At 66.9% G+C, this 14,437-nt stretch carries 10 protein-coding genes; 2 read left to right on the forward strand and 8 right to left on the reverse strand.

Features of this window, described 5'->3' with window-relative positions; all coding sequences use genetic code 11:
* Positions 1-58 precede the first annotated feature (58 nt).
* The 4 genes from ACYVKI_RS01000 to ACYVKI_RS01015 all read right to left on the reverse strand — a co-directional run bounded on the left by ACYVKI_RS01000 (position 59) and on the right by ACYVKI_RS01015 (position 5,732).
* Positions 59-1,540, reverse strand: a complete 1,482-nt coding sequence (locus ACYVKI_RS01000) for a YjiH family protein (protein ID WP_460688485.1) — start codon at positions 1,538-1,540, stop codon at positions 59-61.
* Positions 1,541-1,551: 11 nt separating this feature from the next.
* Entirely contained in the window at positions 1,552-2,940 is a 1,389-nt protein-coding gene (locus tag ACYVKI_RS01005; protein ID WP_460688486.1) for a purine-cytosine permease family protein, read from the reverse strand.
* A 4-nt stretch (positions 2,941-2,944) separates the two neighbouring features.
* On the reverse strand, positions 2,945-3,946 hold the full coding sequence (speB, locus tag ACYVKI_RS01010) for an agmatinase (protein ID WP_460688487.1): 1,002 nt from the start codon (positions 3,944-3,946) through the stop codon (positions 2,945-2,947).
* A 64-nt stretch (positions 3,947-4,010) separates the two neighbouring features.
* Positions 4,011-5,732, reverse strand: a complete 1,722-nt coding sequence (locus ACYVKI_RS01015; protein WP_460688488.1) for a flavin monoamine oxidase family protein — start codon at positions 5,730-5,732, stop codon at positions 4,011-4,013.
* Positions 5,733-6,043: 311 nt separating this feature from the next.
* On the opposite strand from ACYVKI_RS01015, the gene ACYVKI_RS01020 reads away from it, so the two are divergent.
* Entirely contained in the window at positions 6,044-6,928 is an 885-nt protein-coding gene (locus ACYVKI_RS01020) for an Lrp/AsnC family transcriptional regulator (protein WP_460688489.1), read from the forward strand.
* Positions 6,929-7,020: 92 nt separating this feature from the next.
* Here the strand turns inward: ACYVKI_RS01020 and ACYVKI_RS01025 are convergent, their stop codons facing one another.
* The 4 genes from ACYVKI_RS01025 to ACYVKI_RS01040 form a co-directional block, all read right to left on the reverse strand.
* Entirely contained in the window at positions 7,021-8,214 is a 1,194-nt protein-coding gene (locus tag ACYVKI_RS01025; protein ID WP_460689372.1) for an IS30 family transposase, read from the reverse strand.
* 255 nt (positions 8,215-8,469) lie between these two features.
* Positions 8,470-10,149, reverse strand: a complete 1,680-nt coding sequence (locus tag ACYVKI_RS01030; protein WP_460688490.1) for a thiamine pyrophosphate-binding protein — start codon at positions 10,147-10,149, stop codon at positions 8,470-8,472.
* The gene (locus ACYVKI_RS01035) at positions 10,127-11,479 is read right to left on the reverse strand and encodes an MFS transporter (protein ID WP_460688491.1); all 1,353 of its coding nucleotides are present in this window, start codon (positions 11,477-11,479) and stop codon (positions 10,127-10,129) included. The genes ACYVKI_RS01030 and ACYVKI_RS01035 overlap by 23 nt, the downstream gene beginning before the upstream one ends.
* 47 nt (positions 11,480-11,526) lie before the next feature.
* The gene (locus ACYVKI_RS01040; RefSeq protein ID WP_460688492.1) at positions 11,527-13,164 is read right to left on the reverse strand and encodes an amidohydrolase; all 1,638 of its coding nucleotides are present in this window, start codon (positions 13,162-13,164) and stop codon (positions 11,527-11,529) included.
* A 364-nt stretch (positions 13,165-13,528) separates the two neighbouring features.
* Between ACYVKI_RS01040 and ACYVKI_RS01045 the strand changes: the two genes are divergently transcribed.
* A complete protein-coding gene (locus ACYVKI_RS01045) occupies positions 13,529-14,431 on the forward strand; it encodes an Lrp/AsnC family transcriptional regulator (RefSeq protein ID WP_460688493.1) in 903 nt (300 codons plus the stop codon).
* Positions 14,432-14,437 lie beyond the last annotated feature (6 nt).

Genomic DNA, 14,437 nt, shown 5'->3' on the forward strand with positions numbered 1-14,437 from the left:
CGACGCCCCAGCCGCTGCAGGCGGCCGGGGCGTCCGCGGAGCGGAGGATCTGCCGCGATCAGTAGAACAGGTGCGCCAGGCCGATGATGATCGGCAGGGTGATCAAGGTGCGCAGCAGGAAGATCGCCACCAGGTGGTGGAAGCGGACCGGGATCTTCGAGGCGAGCAGCAGGCCACCGACCTCGGACATGAAGATCAGCTGGGTCACCGAGAGGCACCCGATGATGAACCGGGTCATCTCCGCCTCGATGCCGGTGCCGATCAGAGCCGGCAGCAGCATATCGGCGAAGCCGATGAACAGGGTCTCGGAGGCGGCTGCGGCCTCCGGGACGCCCATCAGCTCCAGCACCGGCACGAACGGTGCGCCCAGCCAGGAGAACAGCGGCGTGTGCTCGGCGATCAGCACCGCCACGGTGCCCACTGCCATGATGATCGGAATGATGCCGATCCACATCTCCAGGACATTCGAGCCGCCGCGCCGGGCGATGTCGCTGGGCCGGGAGGTCGCCGCGCGCTCCAAGGCGCTGTCCCAGGCACGACGGATCATCCGAGGTGCTGGCTGGGCCGATGACCGCGCCGCGGAATCGGCTGCGACGTCGGCTGTCGCCTCGGCCCCGGTCGCTGCGGTCTGGGCGGCGTCAGCATGCCCGGCGTCAGTCTGCCCGGCGTCAGAGTCCACGGCGGTCTGGTGCTCGGCGGCGACGGCGGCCTCGGTGCCGCCCTGCGGGATCCAGTCGGCGTAGCTGTCGCTGAACCGGGAGAGCGGCGGGATGCGCGGCATGATGACTGCGGCGGCCAGGCCGGCCACCACGATGGTCGCGTAGAAGGGGGCGAACATGTGCTGCAGGCTCAGGTAGCCCATGATGACGATGGTGAACGTCAGCGAGACCACGTTGAACGTGGTGCCCAGCACGGCGGCCTCACGTTTGGTGTAGTAGCCCTGCACGTACTGCTGGTTGGTCATCAGCACACCGATGGTGGCGTCGCCCAGCCAGGAGGCGAGGCTGTCGATCGAGGAGCGCCCGGGCACGGTGAACAGCGGGCGCATCACCTTGGTCAGCATCACCCCGGCGAACTCCAGCAGCCCGAAGTTCAGCAGCAGCGGCAGCAGGAAGCCGGCGAAGAAGAACACGGTCACCATGAAGGCGGCCAGCCCGAAGATCAGGCCGCCGGTGTCCTCGTGCCACAGCCACTCCGGCCCGACCTGCAGCACGGTCAGCAGTCCGAAGATCAGGCCCAGGATGCGCAGCGCGAACCACACCGGCGTGGTGGAGAACAGTGCGCGAACCAGCGGACGCTCTCGCACGTGCTCGGGGAGGGCGCGGAAGGCGGCGGTGCCGATGACCGAGAGCGCCATCACCCCCACGGTCAGCCAGGCCAGGGCGTCGCCCAGCCCGGCCTCGGTGGCGCCGGCCAGCCAGGCCACCGGGATGGTGATCGAGCCTTCCCCGTCGGGGATGGGCACCACGAAGATCATGATCCCCAGCAGGGACGGGATGAGGAAGCGGGGGGCGGCCCGTCGGGCGGTTGTCTGTGTCATAGCAGGTGACCTCACCTTGTGGTGGACAGCTGGGCGGAAGTGTCAGGGTCGGAGGGGGCCGTGGCCGCACGCTCCGGGGAACGAGTGTGCCACGACAGCGCCAGGTAGGCGGCGGCGCTGAGCAGGAACGCGGGGATGGAGGCGCCGACGGCCAGGGGCCAGACGTAGGTCCAGCAGTAGATGGAGGCCGCACCGGCGAACCACACCAGGAAGGCCCGCCAGTTCACGCCCTGGCGGTACCAGTACGCGCCCCCGGCGGAGGCGAGGATGTCCCGGGTGTAGCGGGCCCGACGCAGCACGTAGTAGTCGATCAGCAGGATGGCGAACACCGGGATGAAGAAGGCGCTGATCATGACCAGGAAGTCGGTGAACTGGTCCAGCAGCGCCAGCCAGGTGGAACCGAGGACGGAGATGCCGCCCAGCACCAGCGCGGTGGGCAGGAAGCGGAAGCGGCGTCCGGGCAGCAGGCCGACCGCCGACGTCGTCATCCCGTAGACGGCCATGGTGTTGGTGGCCATCACCGAGAAGAAGATCACCACGGCCACCGGGGTGCCGAAGCCCTCCACGAAGGCCACCGGGTCGAAGGCCTCCGGGCTGGTGCCGGAGGCGATCAGGTAAGAGATCCCGGTCAGCCCCAGCAGCATGGCCAGCACCGTGGAGGTCGTGTAGCCCAGCCCGGAGCCGACGACGCCGGCCCGCGGGGTGCGGGCGAAGCGGTTGAAGTCCGCGGAGAGCACCGTCCAGGAGATCGCGGTGGCAATCACGATGTCCAGGGCGATGATCGAGGTCATCCCGGCCTCGGGGTCCTCCGGCAGCGCCTGGAAGTCCGTCACGGAGAACGCCGAGAGGGCCAGGTAGAACACGTAGCCCATCACCGCCAGGATGAAGACCGCCAGCCAGGGTTCGACCTTGGCGATCCCGGAGTGGCCGAAGATCGCCAGGGAGACCACGATGATCTCGCAGACCACCGACCAGAGCACGGGGTTGGACCAGCCGGTGAACCCGGAGATCAGGTGGTCCACAGTGATGCCGGCCAGCATGGCCTGCACCCAGCTCCATCCCATCAGGACCGTCACATTGGCGGCCACCGGCAGCATGGAGCCGCGCAGTCCGAAGGGCCCGCGGGTCAGCGCCATCGTGGCCAGGCCCGTGCGGGTGCCGATCGCGCCGACTGCGGTGAGCACCGCCGCCCCGACCAACGTGCCGATCAGAATCGCGGTGGCCGCGGCCCCGTAGCCGATGCCGGGGACGAACAGGGTTCCGGTGAGCATGGTGGTGACCACCAGATTCGCGGCCAGCCAGATCATGAAGATCCGGCGGCCGGAGAGCTCACCGACGACCGGCTGCCCCGTCTCGGAGTGGGTCTCGAGGTGCTGGTCGAGGCGGCGGTAGAGGTTCATCGTCTCAGGCCTCCTGGGCGCTCTCGGAGGGGGAGTTCTTCGACTGACCCATCGCGGAGATCAGCTCGTAGACCACGTGGCTGGCCGCCACGGCGGTCAGCTGGGCGTGGTCGTAGGCGGGGGCGACCTCGACGACGTCGGCGCCGACGATGTTCAGGTCCGAGAGGCCGCGGATGATCCGCAGCAGCTCCCGGGAGGTCATGCCGCCGGCCTCCGGGGTGCCGGTGCCCGGCGCGTGGGCCGGGTCGAGCACATCGATGTCGATTGAGATGTAGACGGGTCGGTCGCCCAGGCGGGCGCGCAGCCGGTCGATGGCGGCCGGCACCCCGTGTTCCTCGATGAACTCAGTGGTGGTGATCTCGAAGCCCAGGCGGGCGTCGTCGTCGAGGTCCTTCTTGCCGTAGAGCGGGCCGCGGATGCCCAGGTGGGCGCTGGCGGTCAGATCGATGTAGCCGTCCTCGGAGGCGCGGCGGAAGGGTGTGCCATGGGTGACCGGGGCGCCGAAGTAGGTGTCCCAGGTGTCCAGGTGGGCGTCGGCGTGCAGCACCGCGACCGGGCCGTGCTTCTCCGCCATGGTGCGCAGCAGGGGGTAGGCGATCGTGTGGTCTCCGCCGATGACGACCATGCGGTCCGCACGGCTGAGCAGGTCCCGGGCGCCGTCGGCGACCTGCTGGACCGCCTCATCCAGGTTGAACGGGTTGGCCACCAGGTCTCCGGCGTCGGCGACCTGCTGGACTTCGAACGGGGAGATGTCCTGGGCGGGGTTGTAGGGGCGCAGCAGCCGCGAGGCCTCCCGCACGTGGGAGGGGCCGAACCGGGCGCCAGGCCGGTAGCTGACGCCGGTGTCGAAGGGGACGCCGGCCACAGCGATGTCGGCGTGGCCGACCTCGTGCAGCTCCGGCAGCAGGGCGTAGGTGGCGCGTCCCGCGTAGCGCGGGGTCTTCGAGCTGTCGCGGGGGCCCACCGGCGTCGTGGGGGTGTTCTCGGGGGAGGACTGGGAGGTCATGATGTCCTTTCGGGGAGGAGGCGGGGCGGGGGGAACGGCAGGAGGCGGGGGAGGAGGCGGTGCCTCAGTCCAGGGCGATGGGCTTCAGCTCGTCCCAGACGTCGCCGGGGCCGGGGTTCTGCGCGGGGGAGGAGCCGCCCAGGTGGTCCATGACGCCCCAGACGGCGTTGAGCGCAGTGGTGACGGCGCCGTCGGCCCAGCCGGCGGTGAAGGAGATGTCGTCGCCGGCCAGGAAGATGCCGCGCTGGTGCTCCGGCAGGTCCTTCTGCACGAAGTGGTTGAACAGCTTCTCCTGGTACCGGTAGTGGCCCGGCAGGTTGTTCTTGAACGCCCCCATGAAGTTCGGGTCGGCCTCCCAGGAGACGGTGATCGGCTGGCCGATGATGTGCGAGCCGATGTCCAGGCTCGGGTAGATCTTGTGCAGCGAGTGCAGCATCAGTCGGGTGCGCTCGTCGGCGTCCAGCGGCAGCCACTTCAGGGCGTCGTCGTTCCAGGTGTAGGAGAGCAGGATCGCCGCCGGCTTGTCCGGGCCCTCGTCCAGCAGGTAGGTGGCCCGCGGGAGTCGGTCGGTCAGCGTCATCGACATCACCGGGCGGCCGGTCTGCGGGTCGATGTCCCGCCAGAACGGGCGGTCCACCATCACGAAGGTCTTCGAGGAGAGCATGTAGTGGCTCTTCTCGATGGCGTTCCACATCTGAGGGGCGAACAGATCCTCATCGGTGTCGATGCGGGCGGAGAGCAGCCAGGACTGGCAGGTCACCACGGCCGCCGGGTAGGTGACCGTGCGGCCCCACTTCTCGGTGATGGTGACGCCGCCGCCGGGCAGGGAGCTGTCCTGGCCGCGGTGGATGCCGGTGACCGCACCACGGGGGGCGCCGCCGTGCAGGGACTCCAGCGAGGTGCCCACCGGCCAGTGGACGATGTCCTCGGGGGCGTGGCGCCACAGCGATTCGGGCAGCCGCTGGGCGCCGCCGACGATGCCGCGGTGGTCGTCGTCGGCGTCGGTGAAGACGACGCGCAGGACTTCGAGCACGGAGTTCGGGAAGTCGGTGTCCCAGCCGCCGGAGCCGAAGCCCACCTGCCCGAAGGTCTCGATGTGCTTCCAGCTCAGGGCCTTGAAGGCCTCGGAGCCGGCGACGAAGCCGTAGAAGGACTCGTCGTCGAAGCGGGCCACCAGCTCGTTCCAGAGCCGCTTGAGCTCGGTGGCGTCCCGGTGGCGGATGGCGTCCTGGACGGCGTCGAGCTCGGCCTCGTCGCGCAGCGCCTTCTTCCAGGCTTCGGCGACGTCGCGGTAGAGCTGAGGCAGCTGGTCCTCGGTCTCCGCGTAGGTGGGCTCCGGCTCGTGGGCGAGGTCGATCACGGTCGACGGGGTGACCGGGGAGAGCGGGTTCGGGAACGCGCGGGTCTCCAGGCCCAGCTTGTCCACGTAGTGGTAGAACGCGCGGCCCGTGGTGGGGAAGCGCATCCCGCCGAGGTCGACGACGACGTCGGGGGCGCCGTCGAAGGACTGGGACTTCAGGCGCCCGCCGATTCCGGCCGCCTCGTAGACCACCGGCTTCAGGCCCATCTTCATCAGCTCATAGGCGGCCACGATGCCGGCCAGCCCGCCGCCGACGACGGCTACCTCGGTGCCGTGCGCCTGCTGGGGGATCTGCCCCAGGCCGGCGGGGCTGGCCAGGTAGTGGTCGTAGCTGAACGGGAAGTCCGGGCTGAGCATCGTCAGCGGGGGTTCGCCGGCGGCGCGGGCGGCATCGGACTCGTCGTGCAGCGGTGTCGACATCGTCATATGCGGATCCTTGGTCTCGTGCGGGGTTCTGGTGCGAGGTTCACGGCCGGGCGTGATCGAGGTGATTGGCACGTCCGGAGCCGACAGTGGGCGTCATCGGCAGACGGCTCTGCAGAGAATCTACTGAGATGGCCGTCACAGGGCAATAGTGGATGTATCGCCGGTCGCTGCATCTGTTTCATTTTCGTGACTGCAGTCGTGCCGGTGTGCACCATATGAGACTCTGTAGGGGCAACTGTCTTCGTTTTTGTCAGACTTCTCTGGCAGGGGAGGGTTTCTCGGCGGGTCCCGACCGCTGGAGAGGAGGAAGCATGGCGTCTTCGGTCGATGATGAGCTCATCGCCGCGCTGCAGGAGGACGGGCGGGCGAGCTATCAGGCCCTGGCCGAGCAGTTGGGGATCCCCCGCGCCGTGGTGTCCGCACGAGTGCGGGAGCTGCTGGACTCCGGGGCGGTGCGGATCGTCGCCGCGGCGGATCCGGCCTTCCTGGGCGAGAGCTGCCTGGCGCACGTGTCCATCACCGCCAGCGGTGAACTCGGTGCGGTGATCGAGGAGCTGCGTGCTCGCGACGACATCCCCCTGGTCTCGGCGATCTCCGGCTCCCAGGACCTGGTGGTCGAGGTCCGGGCCGCCGACCACGCCGCCCTCTTCGACGTGTTGGCCCATGTGCGGGCCTTCCCCCAGGTGGCCCGCCTGCGCACCGCCGTCTACACCGACGTCCTCCGTGGGTCCTTCGTCTCCGACTACGGGGGCGGAGGCCGTATTGATCAGATCGACAGCGAACTGGTCGAGCTCCTTCGACATGACGGCCGCACCAGTTACCGTGACCTCGCCCGGCAGGTGCGGCTCTCCCCGACAGCGGTGCGCAGCCGGGTGCGGCGGATGCTCGACGACCGCATCCTGCGGATCAGCGCAGTGGTCACCCACAGCGCGACGGCGCGGCGCGTCAAGCTCGGCGTCGGGCTGCATCTGGGTGGCGATGACAGTTCGGTCGCCCAGCGCCTCATGAGCTACCCGGAGACGGAGTTCGCCGCACTCAGCGTGGGGCCCTTCGACCTGATCGCAACGCTCGCCTCCTCCGTGCCCGCCGACGTCTTCGCCCGGCTCGACGACCTCAAGGGTCTGCCCGGGGTGACCGGCATGGAGACGTGGTTCCACCTGCAGACGCTCAAGGAAGACTACTCCCGAGCGATCTGAGGCGGTCCTTCTGCGGTCTCCCCTGCATTGACTCCGCGGTTTGGGCCCTTATGAACCCGCGGAATCTAGGGGTCGTCGCAACAGCGGGTGGGCTAGCTGGTGATGAGTAAGTCTTTCATGCACTCAGCTGGGTTCTTCCATCCCAGAGTCTTGCGAGGTCGGCCGTTGAGCTCGTTGGCCACATGTTCGAGATCTTCAGGACCATGAAGGGAGAGATCGGTGCCTCTAGGGAAGTACTGGCGCAGCAGCCCGTTGGTGTTCTCATTCGAGCCGCGCTGCCAGGGTGATGCGGGATCACAGAAGTAGATCGGCAGGTCCGTAGCCATCGTGATCTTGTGATGCTCTGCCATCTCCACTCCTTGATCCCAGGTCAAGGAGCCACGCAGATGAGCAGGCAGAGTGCCCATCCGTTGAGTCAATGCCGCAGCGACCGTCTCGGCGGTGTGATCACCAGGCAGGTGGCAGAGCATCACGAATCGGGTATGCCGCTCCACCAGGGTCGCGATCGCTGATCTGTTGGCGGCGCCAAGGATCAGATCCCCTTCCCAGTGCCCCGGCACAGCCCGGTCCTCGATCTCTGAGGGGCGTTGACTGATCATGATCATCTCCTCGCCCAGTGTGCGCGGCTTGCGGCGCTGACCAGTAGGTCTACGGCGGGCTCTGCCAGTGCGCAGCGCGGTTTGGACTTCGCGTCTGAGCCCACCACGGGCCTGTAGATACAGGGCCTGGTAGATGGTCTCGTGACTCACGTGCATCTCCTGGTCTGCGGGGAATTCCTCAGCCAGCTTGGCACTGATCTGAGCAGGCGACCATCGACGTTGCAGCTTCTGCCATACATACCGCCTCAGCGGCCCATCGGAGAGGAGCTTGGGCAGCTTCGGGCGGGGCCGACGGTTCTGCGTCTTCCGGTGGGCCCCATAGGGCTGATAGCCCCCGTGGGTGCTGTTGCGAGCGACTTCACGACTGATGCTCGATCGTGCACGGCTCAGCTCTCGAGCGATCGCGGCTAGGCTCTGGCCTTGATGCAGACGGTCTGCGATGAGGATTCTGTCATCCAGGCTCAAGTACCGATCATCAGAGCCAGGGGCGGCCGAGTCAGCACAGGCATGAGACATGTTGCTGTTATACCCGGTCGCCTGGCTGGCACGGTCCCAGCGCTTAGCAGCGGTGAGTCCTGCACCGATTGCCTCAGCGGCCTGTTCTCTCTTGAGGCCGACCAAGCGCAGCCGGTGGTACTCGTCCCGACCGGGATGCCTGGGACGCCCAGGTCGGGAGCGATCATGCATCCCTGCTTCCTTGACCCACTTCGCCAGGGTCTTATCCGAGACACCCATCTCTGCGCACACATGGGTGAGGTTGGGATGCTCATGGAATCGGCGAAGGATAACCGCCTTCTCCTGCTCGGTGTATGGACGACTCAGTCCAGGTTTCCGGGAAACCATCGCAACTCCTGAATGATCAGGCTGTTGCGACGACCCCTAGAATCCGCGACCAGAATCTCCCGTCATAAGGGCCCAAATCACGGAGGCATTTCTACGTCGTCACTGGATCAGCCCGATCACTGTCGGGATCTGTTGGGCCGATCCGTCTCGCACCGCGACGTGGAGGTTCTGCTCCCAGTCGGGAGACGCCGTCGACACTGTGAGGCCCTGGGCGCCCATCGCCCGACCCAGTGCGGCGAAGTCTGGTCGGGCAAGCCGGACGCCAGTGGGTGCGACGCCACGTTCGACCATCTGTTCTTCGATCTCCCGGTATCCGCCGTTGTCCGTGATGACGAAGACCACCGGGAGCTCCAGCTCCACGGCGGTCATGATCTCCTGGATGGAGAACATGGCGGCACCGTCTCCGACGAGGGCCACGACAGGTCTGGCCGTGGAGGCGAGCTTCGCCCCGACAGCGGCAGGGATCCCGTACCCCAGGGTGGCGTGACCCGGCATGTAGAGGAGCTGGTCCGGAGTCCTCGCCACGAGAGCGTGGACGGTTCCTCCATACGTGATCTGGGAGGAGTCCCCGGCGATCACGACGTCGTCACCGGCGGCCGTTTGGATCACGCGGGTGATCCGTGCGAGGTCGTCATTCAGGTCGAACTCGGTCTGCACGGCCGCACGCAGATCATCCACACGGGCGGGGGAGGGCGGATCGAAGGAATCTGAGGGGTCATGCTCAGAGGACACGACGACGTCGAGCAGGTCTTCCAGAGCCGCTCGGGCATCACCGAGGAGGGCCACATCAGCGGGCAGGTTCTTGTGCAGCTGCGCCGAGGCGACGTCAACCCTGATCACCTGCTGGTCGACGTCGGGTGATGTCGCGCCTACGGATCCTCCCCACAGGTCAGAATCTCCCAGTTCGGAGCCCACGACCAGCAGCACGTCTGCTGTGTGCGATGCCTCCTGGATGCAGGACAGACGGATGTTCGCCCCCAGGCTGAGCGGATGGTCCTCCGGCACCGTCCCCTTCCCGTTGGCAGTGGTGACCACAGGAGCACAGAAGGCTTCAGCGACCCGCCGAAGGGGTCCTGCTGCACCTCTGGCCCCGCCGCCGGCGATGATCAGCGGTTCACGTGCAGCGCGGAGCAGATCTGCGGCGCGTCCGATGGAGTCCTCCGTCGGGTGGCGGACTGGGTGTTCTCGAAGTGCGGGGATGCGGCCCGACCAGGGTCCTTCGAGGATGTCGAGCGGAATCTCGAGGTGGACCGGGCGGGGACGCCCAGTGGCGAAGAGCTCGAATGCGTCGGCGACCGCCTGGGTCACCTCGTCGGCCGAACTGACTCGGCGTGACCATTCGAGCAGCCGGTGCGCAGCGCCGGAGGCGTCCTTGGTCTCGTGGAGGCGGCCGAGATCCTGTCCTTCGGTGCCACCTGGCATCCCCGGGGAGATGAGAAGCATCGGACGGGACTCGGCGAAGGCGGTGGCGGCGGCGGAGAGCACATTGATGAACGACGGTCCCGAGGTGGTCACGACGACACCCGGCCGGCCAGAGATCAGGTGGTAACCGTCTGCGGCGTAGCCGGCTCCCTGTTCGTGACGGAACGTCACCGGCCGGATCCCGTGGTTCGTCAGCTCTCGATAGATCTCCAGGTTATGCGTCCCGGGGATCCCGAAGATGAGCTCGGTGCCGTGGGAGGCCAGGGCTGCTGCCAGGGCGGAGGCTCCTGTCGCGGGCGGGAGATCAGGGCAGCGCCGGGTGTCGGCTGCGATGTCAGCGTGGCTGCGTGTCGGCATGATCGATCCTTTCCCTCACGGCCTCATCGATGAGTTGAGGAGCGATCGCGACGCAGGCGACGTTGAGCGCCCCGAAGACGAAGAAGAGCGCGATGACGGACCAGATGGTTCCCGTCTGCCCGTAGAGGAAGCTCGCCGTCACCGGTGCGAGGCCCCCATAGATGGCGGCCCCGACGCCGTAGCACAGGGACACGCTGGTGTACCGGGCGAGCGGCACGAAGAGTTGGGAGAGGAACGTGGCCATCGGGGCGTACGTCATCGCCATCGTGATGCGCACGACGCCGACCATGAGGAAGATCAGCAGCACGTTTCCGGAGGAGAAGGAGAGGAACAGCGGGGCGACCAGCACCAGGGTACCGATGATGCCCAGACAGATCGTGACCTTCCGCCCGATCTTGTCGCCCAGTGCGGCCAGTGGAAGGGTCACCAGCAGCTCCAGGAATGACGCGAGGGTCATCGCGTTCAGGATCACATAGGTCGGCACGCCCACTTCAGGGTCGGTGGCATAGGCCTGGGCGAAGGTCGTCGTCAGGTAGTAGCCCCCAGTCGCCACAGGGATGGCGCCGATGCCGATGAGCATCACGAGCCAGTTCCGTCGCAGAGCGAGCAGCACCGGAGCGCTGTCCTTCGGCTGATCGTTCTCGGAGCGGGAGCTCCCTGCAGGTTTCGGGGCATCGGAGACCTGGTCCTTGAACACGGGAGACTCCTCGACCCGCCAGCGGATCCAGAACCCCACGGCGACGAGCACGATGGAGGCGATGAAGGGGATGCGCCAGCCGCCCTCGAGGAGGAAATCGTCGCCTGCGAGGGAGATCAGGCTGAAGGCACCGGTGGCGAGCATGGCGCCGGCCGGGTTCCCCAGCTGCGGGAAGCCTCCGTAGAAGGTCTTCCACTTCGGCGGTGCATGCTCGACCGACATCAGGACGGCTCCGCCCCATTCGCCTCCGACGGCGATGCCCTGCAATGCACGCAGGATGACGAGGAGCACGGCCGCCCAGGCCCCGATCTGCGCATGGGTGGGGAGCAGGCCGACCAGGAAGGTGGCCCCGCCCATGAGGACGAGCGTCATCACCAGAGCCGGTCGTCGGCCGAACTTGTCCCCGACGTGCCCGAAGATGACACCTCCCAGGGGCCGGAAGAAGAACCCGACGGCGTAGGTGGCGAAGGCGGCGAGGATGCCGATCCAGCGCTCCGTCTCCGGGAAGAAGACGTGGCCGAACACCAGAGCGGCGGCTGTCGCATAGATGTAGAAGTCGAACCATTCGATCGTCGTGCCGACGAACGCGGCCAAGCCGGCCTTGCGAGCCTGGCGCGGGTCGTGGTGCTCCACGGGAGGCAGATTCTGAGCAGCGGAATTCTGTGGACGATGGGTGCCGGTCATGACAGGTCCTTCCAGACGGGGCGGCCGTCGATCCAGGTCTGACGAACCTCGATGGTGGCGATGCGGGATTCGGGAGCGGTCAGCGGATCTGCGTCGAGGACGACGAAGTCTGCGCGCTTGCCCGGCTTGAGAGAGCCCAGGTCGGATTCTCGGCCCACAGCGTGTGCAGCGCGGATCGTGTGTGCCTCCAGAGCGTCGGCGACGTCGACCCTCAGATCCTGTGAACCATGGACGGCGCCGGATCTGGTCTGACGAGTTACGGCCGTCTCGATGGCAGCCAGGGGATCAGGCGCGGCCACCGGTGCGTCTGAACTCAGGGCGTAGGGGACACCTGCGGCCTGGAACTCGCCCAGCGGATTGAACCGTGCGGCGTCGGGGCCGACGGTCTGCAGCAGTCCGTCGCCCCAGTTGTAGTAGTGCTGCGTCTGATTCACCGGGATGATGCCCAGGGAGGCCATCTGGTCGATCTGCTCAGCGGTGGGCAGGCCGCAGTGTTCGATGCGGTGCCGAGGATCCGCGCGGGGGAACTCCTCCTGTGCTTCGCGAATAGCTTGGAGCACCATGGCCAGTGCTGCCGGAGACTGTGCGTGGGTGGCGGTCTGCAGCCCGGCAGCGTGGGCTCGTGAGACCAGTGCCGTGTATTCCTCGGGGGAATGGTAGAGCTGGCCATGTCGGCAAGGGTCATCGGCATACCCTTCGGGGAAGTATGCGGTGGAGCCGCCCAGGGTGCCGTCAGCGTAGAGCTTCACCCCCGTGACGGTCAGGTGTGCCGTGCCGAATGCTGCCGTCAGGCCGATCTCCAGAGCGTTGTCGAGCAGATGGGAGAGCAGGTATAGGTTCAGGCGGGTGAGCAGAGTTCCACCCTCGGCCGCCCGGAGATACGTCTCGAACTCCCTCCGCGACACTTGGGCGTCGCCGATCGTGGTGACGCCGCGCCGCAGGAACTGCTGCTGAGCCTCATGGAACTGGGCGAGATGCTGCTCCGGAGAGTCCGCGAGGTGGAAGTTCGGCCCGTGGTTCCCGATCTTGACGCCGTCGATGCCGGTGAGGGCATTGCAGGCAGCATCGGAGACTTCGCCGGTCAGGCGTCCGTAGGGGTCGCGGAAGAATGTCCCTCCGGGGGGATCGGGGGTCGAGTCGTCGATGCCGCAGGCCTCCAACAGCCAGCTGTTGACCACTCCTCCGTGGCCGGAGGCATTCATCAGGTAGACGGGGCGGTCAGTGGCCACCAGGTCCAACTCGTCTCGAGTGGGATGACGGCCCTCCACGAGATTCTTCTGCTCGTAGCCGTATCCGCGCACGGGGTTCTCCGGCGGCTGCTCCGCGGCGGTGGCCTGAAGCAGGCTCAGGATCTCTGGAATGGAGCGAGCGGCGGAGGGGCCGCAGTCGACCCACCCGAGCATCTGGCCGTACATGAGCGGGTGGGCGTGAGGATCGACGAATCCCGGCACGATGACGGCGTCGTCGAAGCCATGGGAGTCCGGGAGCTGAGCGCCTCGGCAGTGACGACGGGCGACCTCATCAGCGTGCTCCGCGTCGCCGACCCAGGTGATCCTGCCGCCGTGGAGGACCAACGCCGTGGCAGTCGGCAGGTCGGGGTCCATCGTGCGGATACTGCGGGCGGTGATGATCATCGGTGGCTCCTCGAGAGGAGACGGCGGCTCCGGGGTGATGAGTCGTCGCATGTGGGGTTCTTCTTCCTCGAGTGGATCAGATGGTGTCGGTGAGTGACGGGAGACTGGCTCGCGTCGGGAGTTGAGCCGAATGTACTGAGGTCAGAGGAGTGCGGCAAAGAGCATCTCGATCGAGATACTCTCGGCATATGACTGAAGTGGACTCCTTCTGGGGGAGATCGGATGTATCTCGTGACATATCAGTGACCAGGCGACGAATATGTAGGCAGTGACGTGCATCACCATCAATTTGTCGGAATGTGCTCGAGGGCGCTGGCGTCGGCACGTATGAGGCGCCGGGCCACGGGACGGACGGGAGGCGGAGTTGACCGCGGAGCTGGATGAGAGGCTCATACGGTCCTTGCAGAAGGACGGGCGGAGGAGCGCCACGGGGCTGGCCCGGGAGTTGGGGCAGCCGAGGAACATCGTGGCGGCGCGCATCCGTGCGCTGATCTCTGAAGGTCGGATACGGATCGTTGCGGCCGCTGACCCGGCGTTCTTGGGAGAGCGGATGATGGCTCACGTGTCGATCACCGGCGGGGGGAGGCTCGGTAGTCTCATCGAACAGCTCTGCGCGCGGGCCGATGTCCCCCTCGTCTCAGCTGTGACAGGGGACCAGGACGTGATCGTTGAGGTGCGTACGCGGGATCTCACGACGTTGCACAGCACGTTGAGCTGGATCCGCTCGTTTCCCGAGGTCGCTGGTGTGGATGCGGTCCTCTACGTTGACGTCGTCGCGGGGGTGTTCATCTCCGGGTACGTCGGAGCGCGTGACGTCGACGACCTGGATCTGCACCTGATCGAACTGCTCCGTGAGGACGGCCGACAGAGTTGCCGTTCGATGGCAGAGCGTGTTCAGCTGTCCGAATCTGCTGTGCGAAAACGGGTGAACCGCCTGCTCCGGTCGCGGATCGTCACGGTCGGGGCTGTCGTGGCGCATGGCACTGCCAGCGGTCGTCTCAAGATCGGCCTAGGTATCAAAGTCACAGGCGCTGACGCAGACGTGGTCGACGCGCTGCGAGCCTGTCCAGAGCTGGAGTTCGCCGCCCGGACCATCGGGCGCTTCGACATCGTCGCGACCCTGAACTCGGGAGAGCCCTCCGGGCTGACGGCCCGGATGGAGGCGCTGAAGGACCTGCCGGGAGTGGTGAGGAGCGAGACCTGGTTTCATCTGGAGACCTATAAGGAGGATTACGCGCTCACGCTGCCTCGGGAAACGTCGGCCTGAATCGGT

It is taken from the genome of Nesterenkonia suensis (assembly GCF_054782935.1).

Excerpts from the sequence above, each read along its gene's own strand:
- ACYVKI_RS01030 (WP_460688490.1), bottom strand. The coding sequence starts at position 10,149 with ATGCCGACACGCAGCCACGCTGACATCGCAGCCGACACCCGGCGCTGC.
- ACYVKI_RS01020 (WP_460688489.1), top strand. The coding sequence starts at position 6,044 with ATGGCGTCTTCGGTCGATGATGAGCTCATCGCCGCGCTGCAGGAGGAC.
- ACYVKI_RS01005 (WP_460688486.1), bottom strand. The coding sequence starts at position 2,940 with ATGAACCTCTACCGCCGCCTCGACCAGCACCTCGAGACCCACTCCGAG.
- ACYVKI_RS01015 (WP_460688488.1), bottom strand. The coding sequence starts at position 5,732 with ATGACGATGTCGACACCGCTGCACGACGAGTCCGATGCCGCCCGCGCC.
- speB (WP_460688487.1), bottom strand. The coding sequence starts at position 3,946 with ATGACCTCCCAGTCCTCCCCCGAGAACACCCCCACGACGCCGGTGGGC.
- ACYVKI_RS01025 (WP_460689372.1), bottom strand. The coding sequence starts at position 8,214 with ATGCATGATCGCTCCCGACCTGGGCGTCCCAGGCATCCCGGTCGGGAC.
- ACYVKI_RS01000 (WP_460688485.1), bottom strand. The coding sequence starts at position 1,540 with ATGACACAGACAACCGCCCGACGGGCCGCCCCCCGCTTCCTCATCCCG.
- ACYVKI_RS01040 (WP_460688492.1), bottom strand. The coding sequence starts at position 13,164 with ATGATCATCACCGCCCGCAGTATCCGCACGATGGACCCCGACCTGCCG.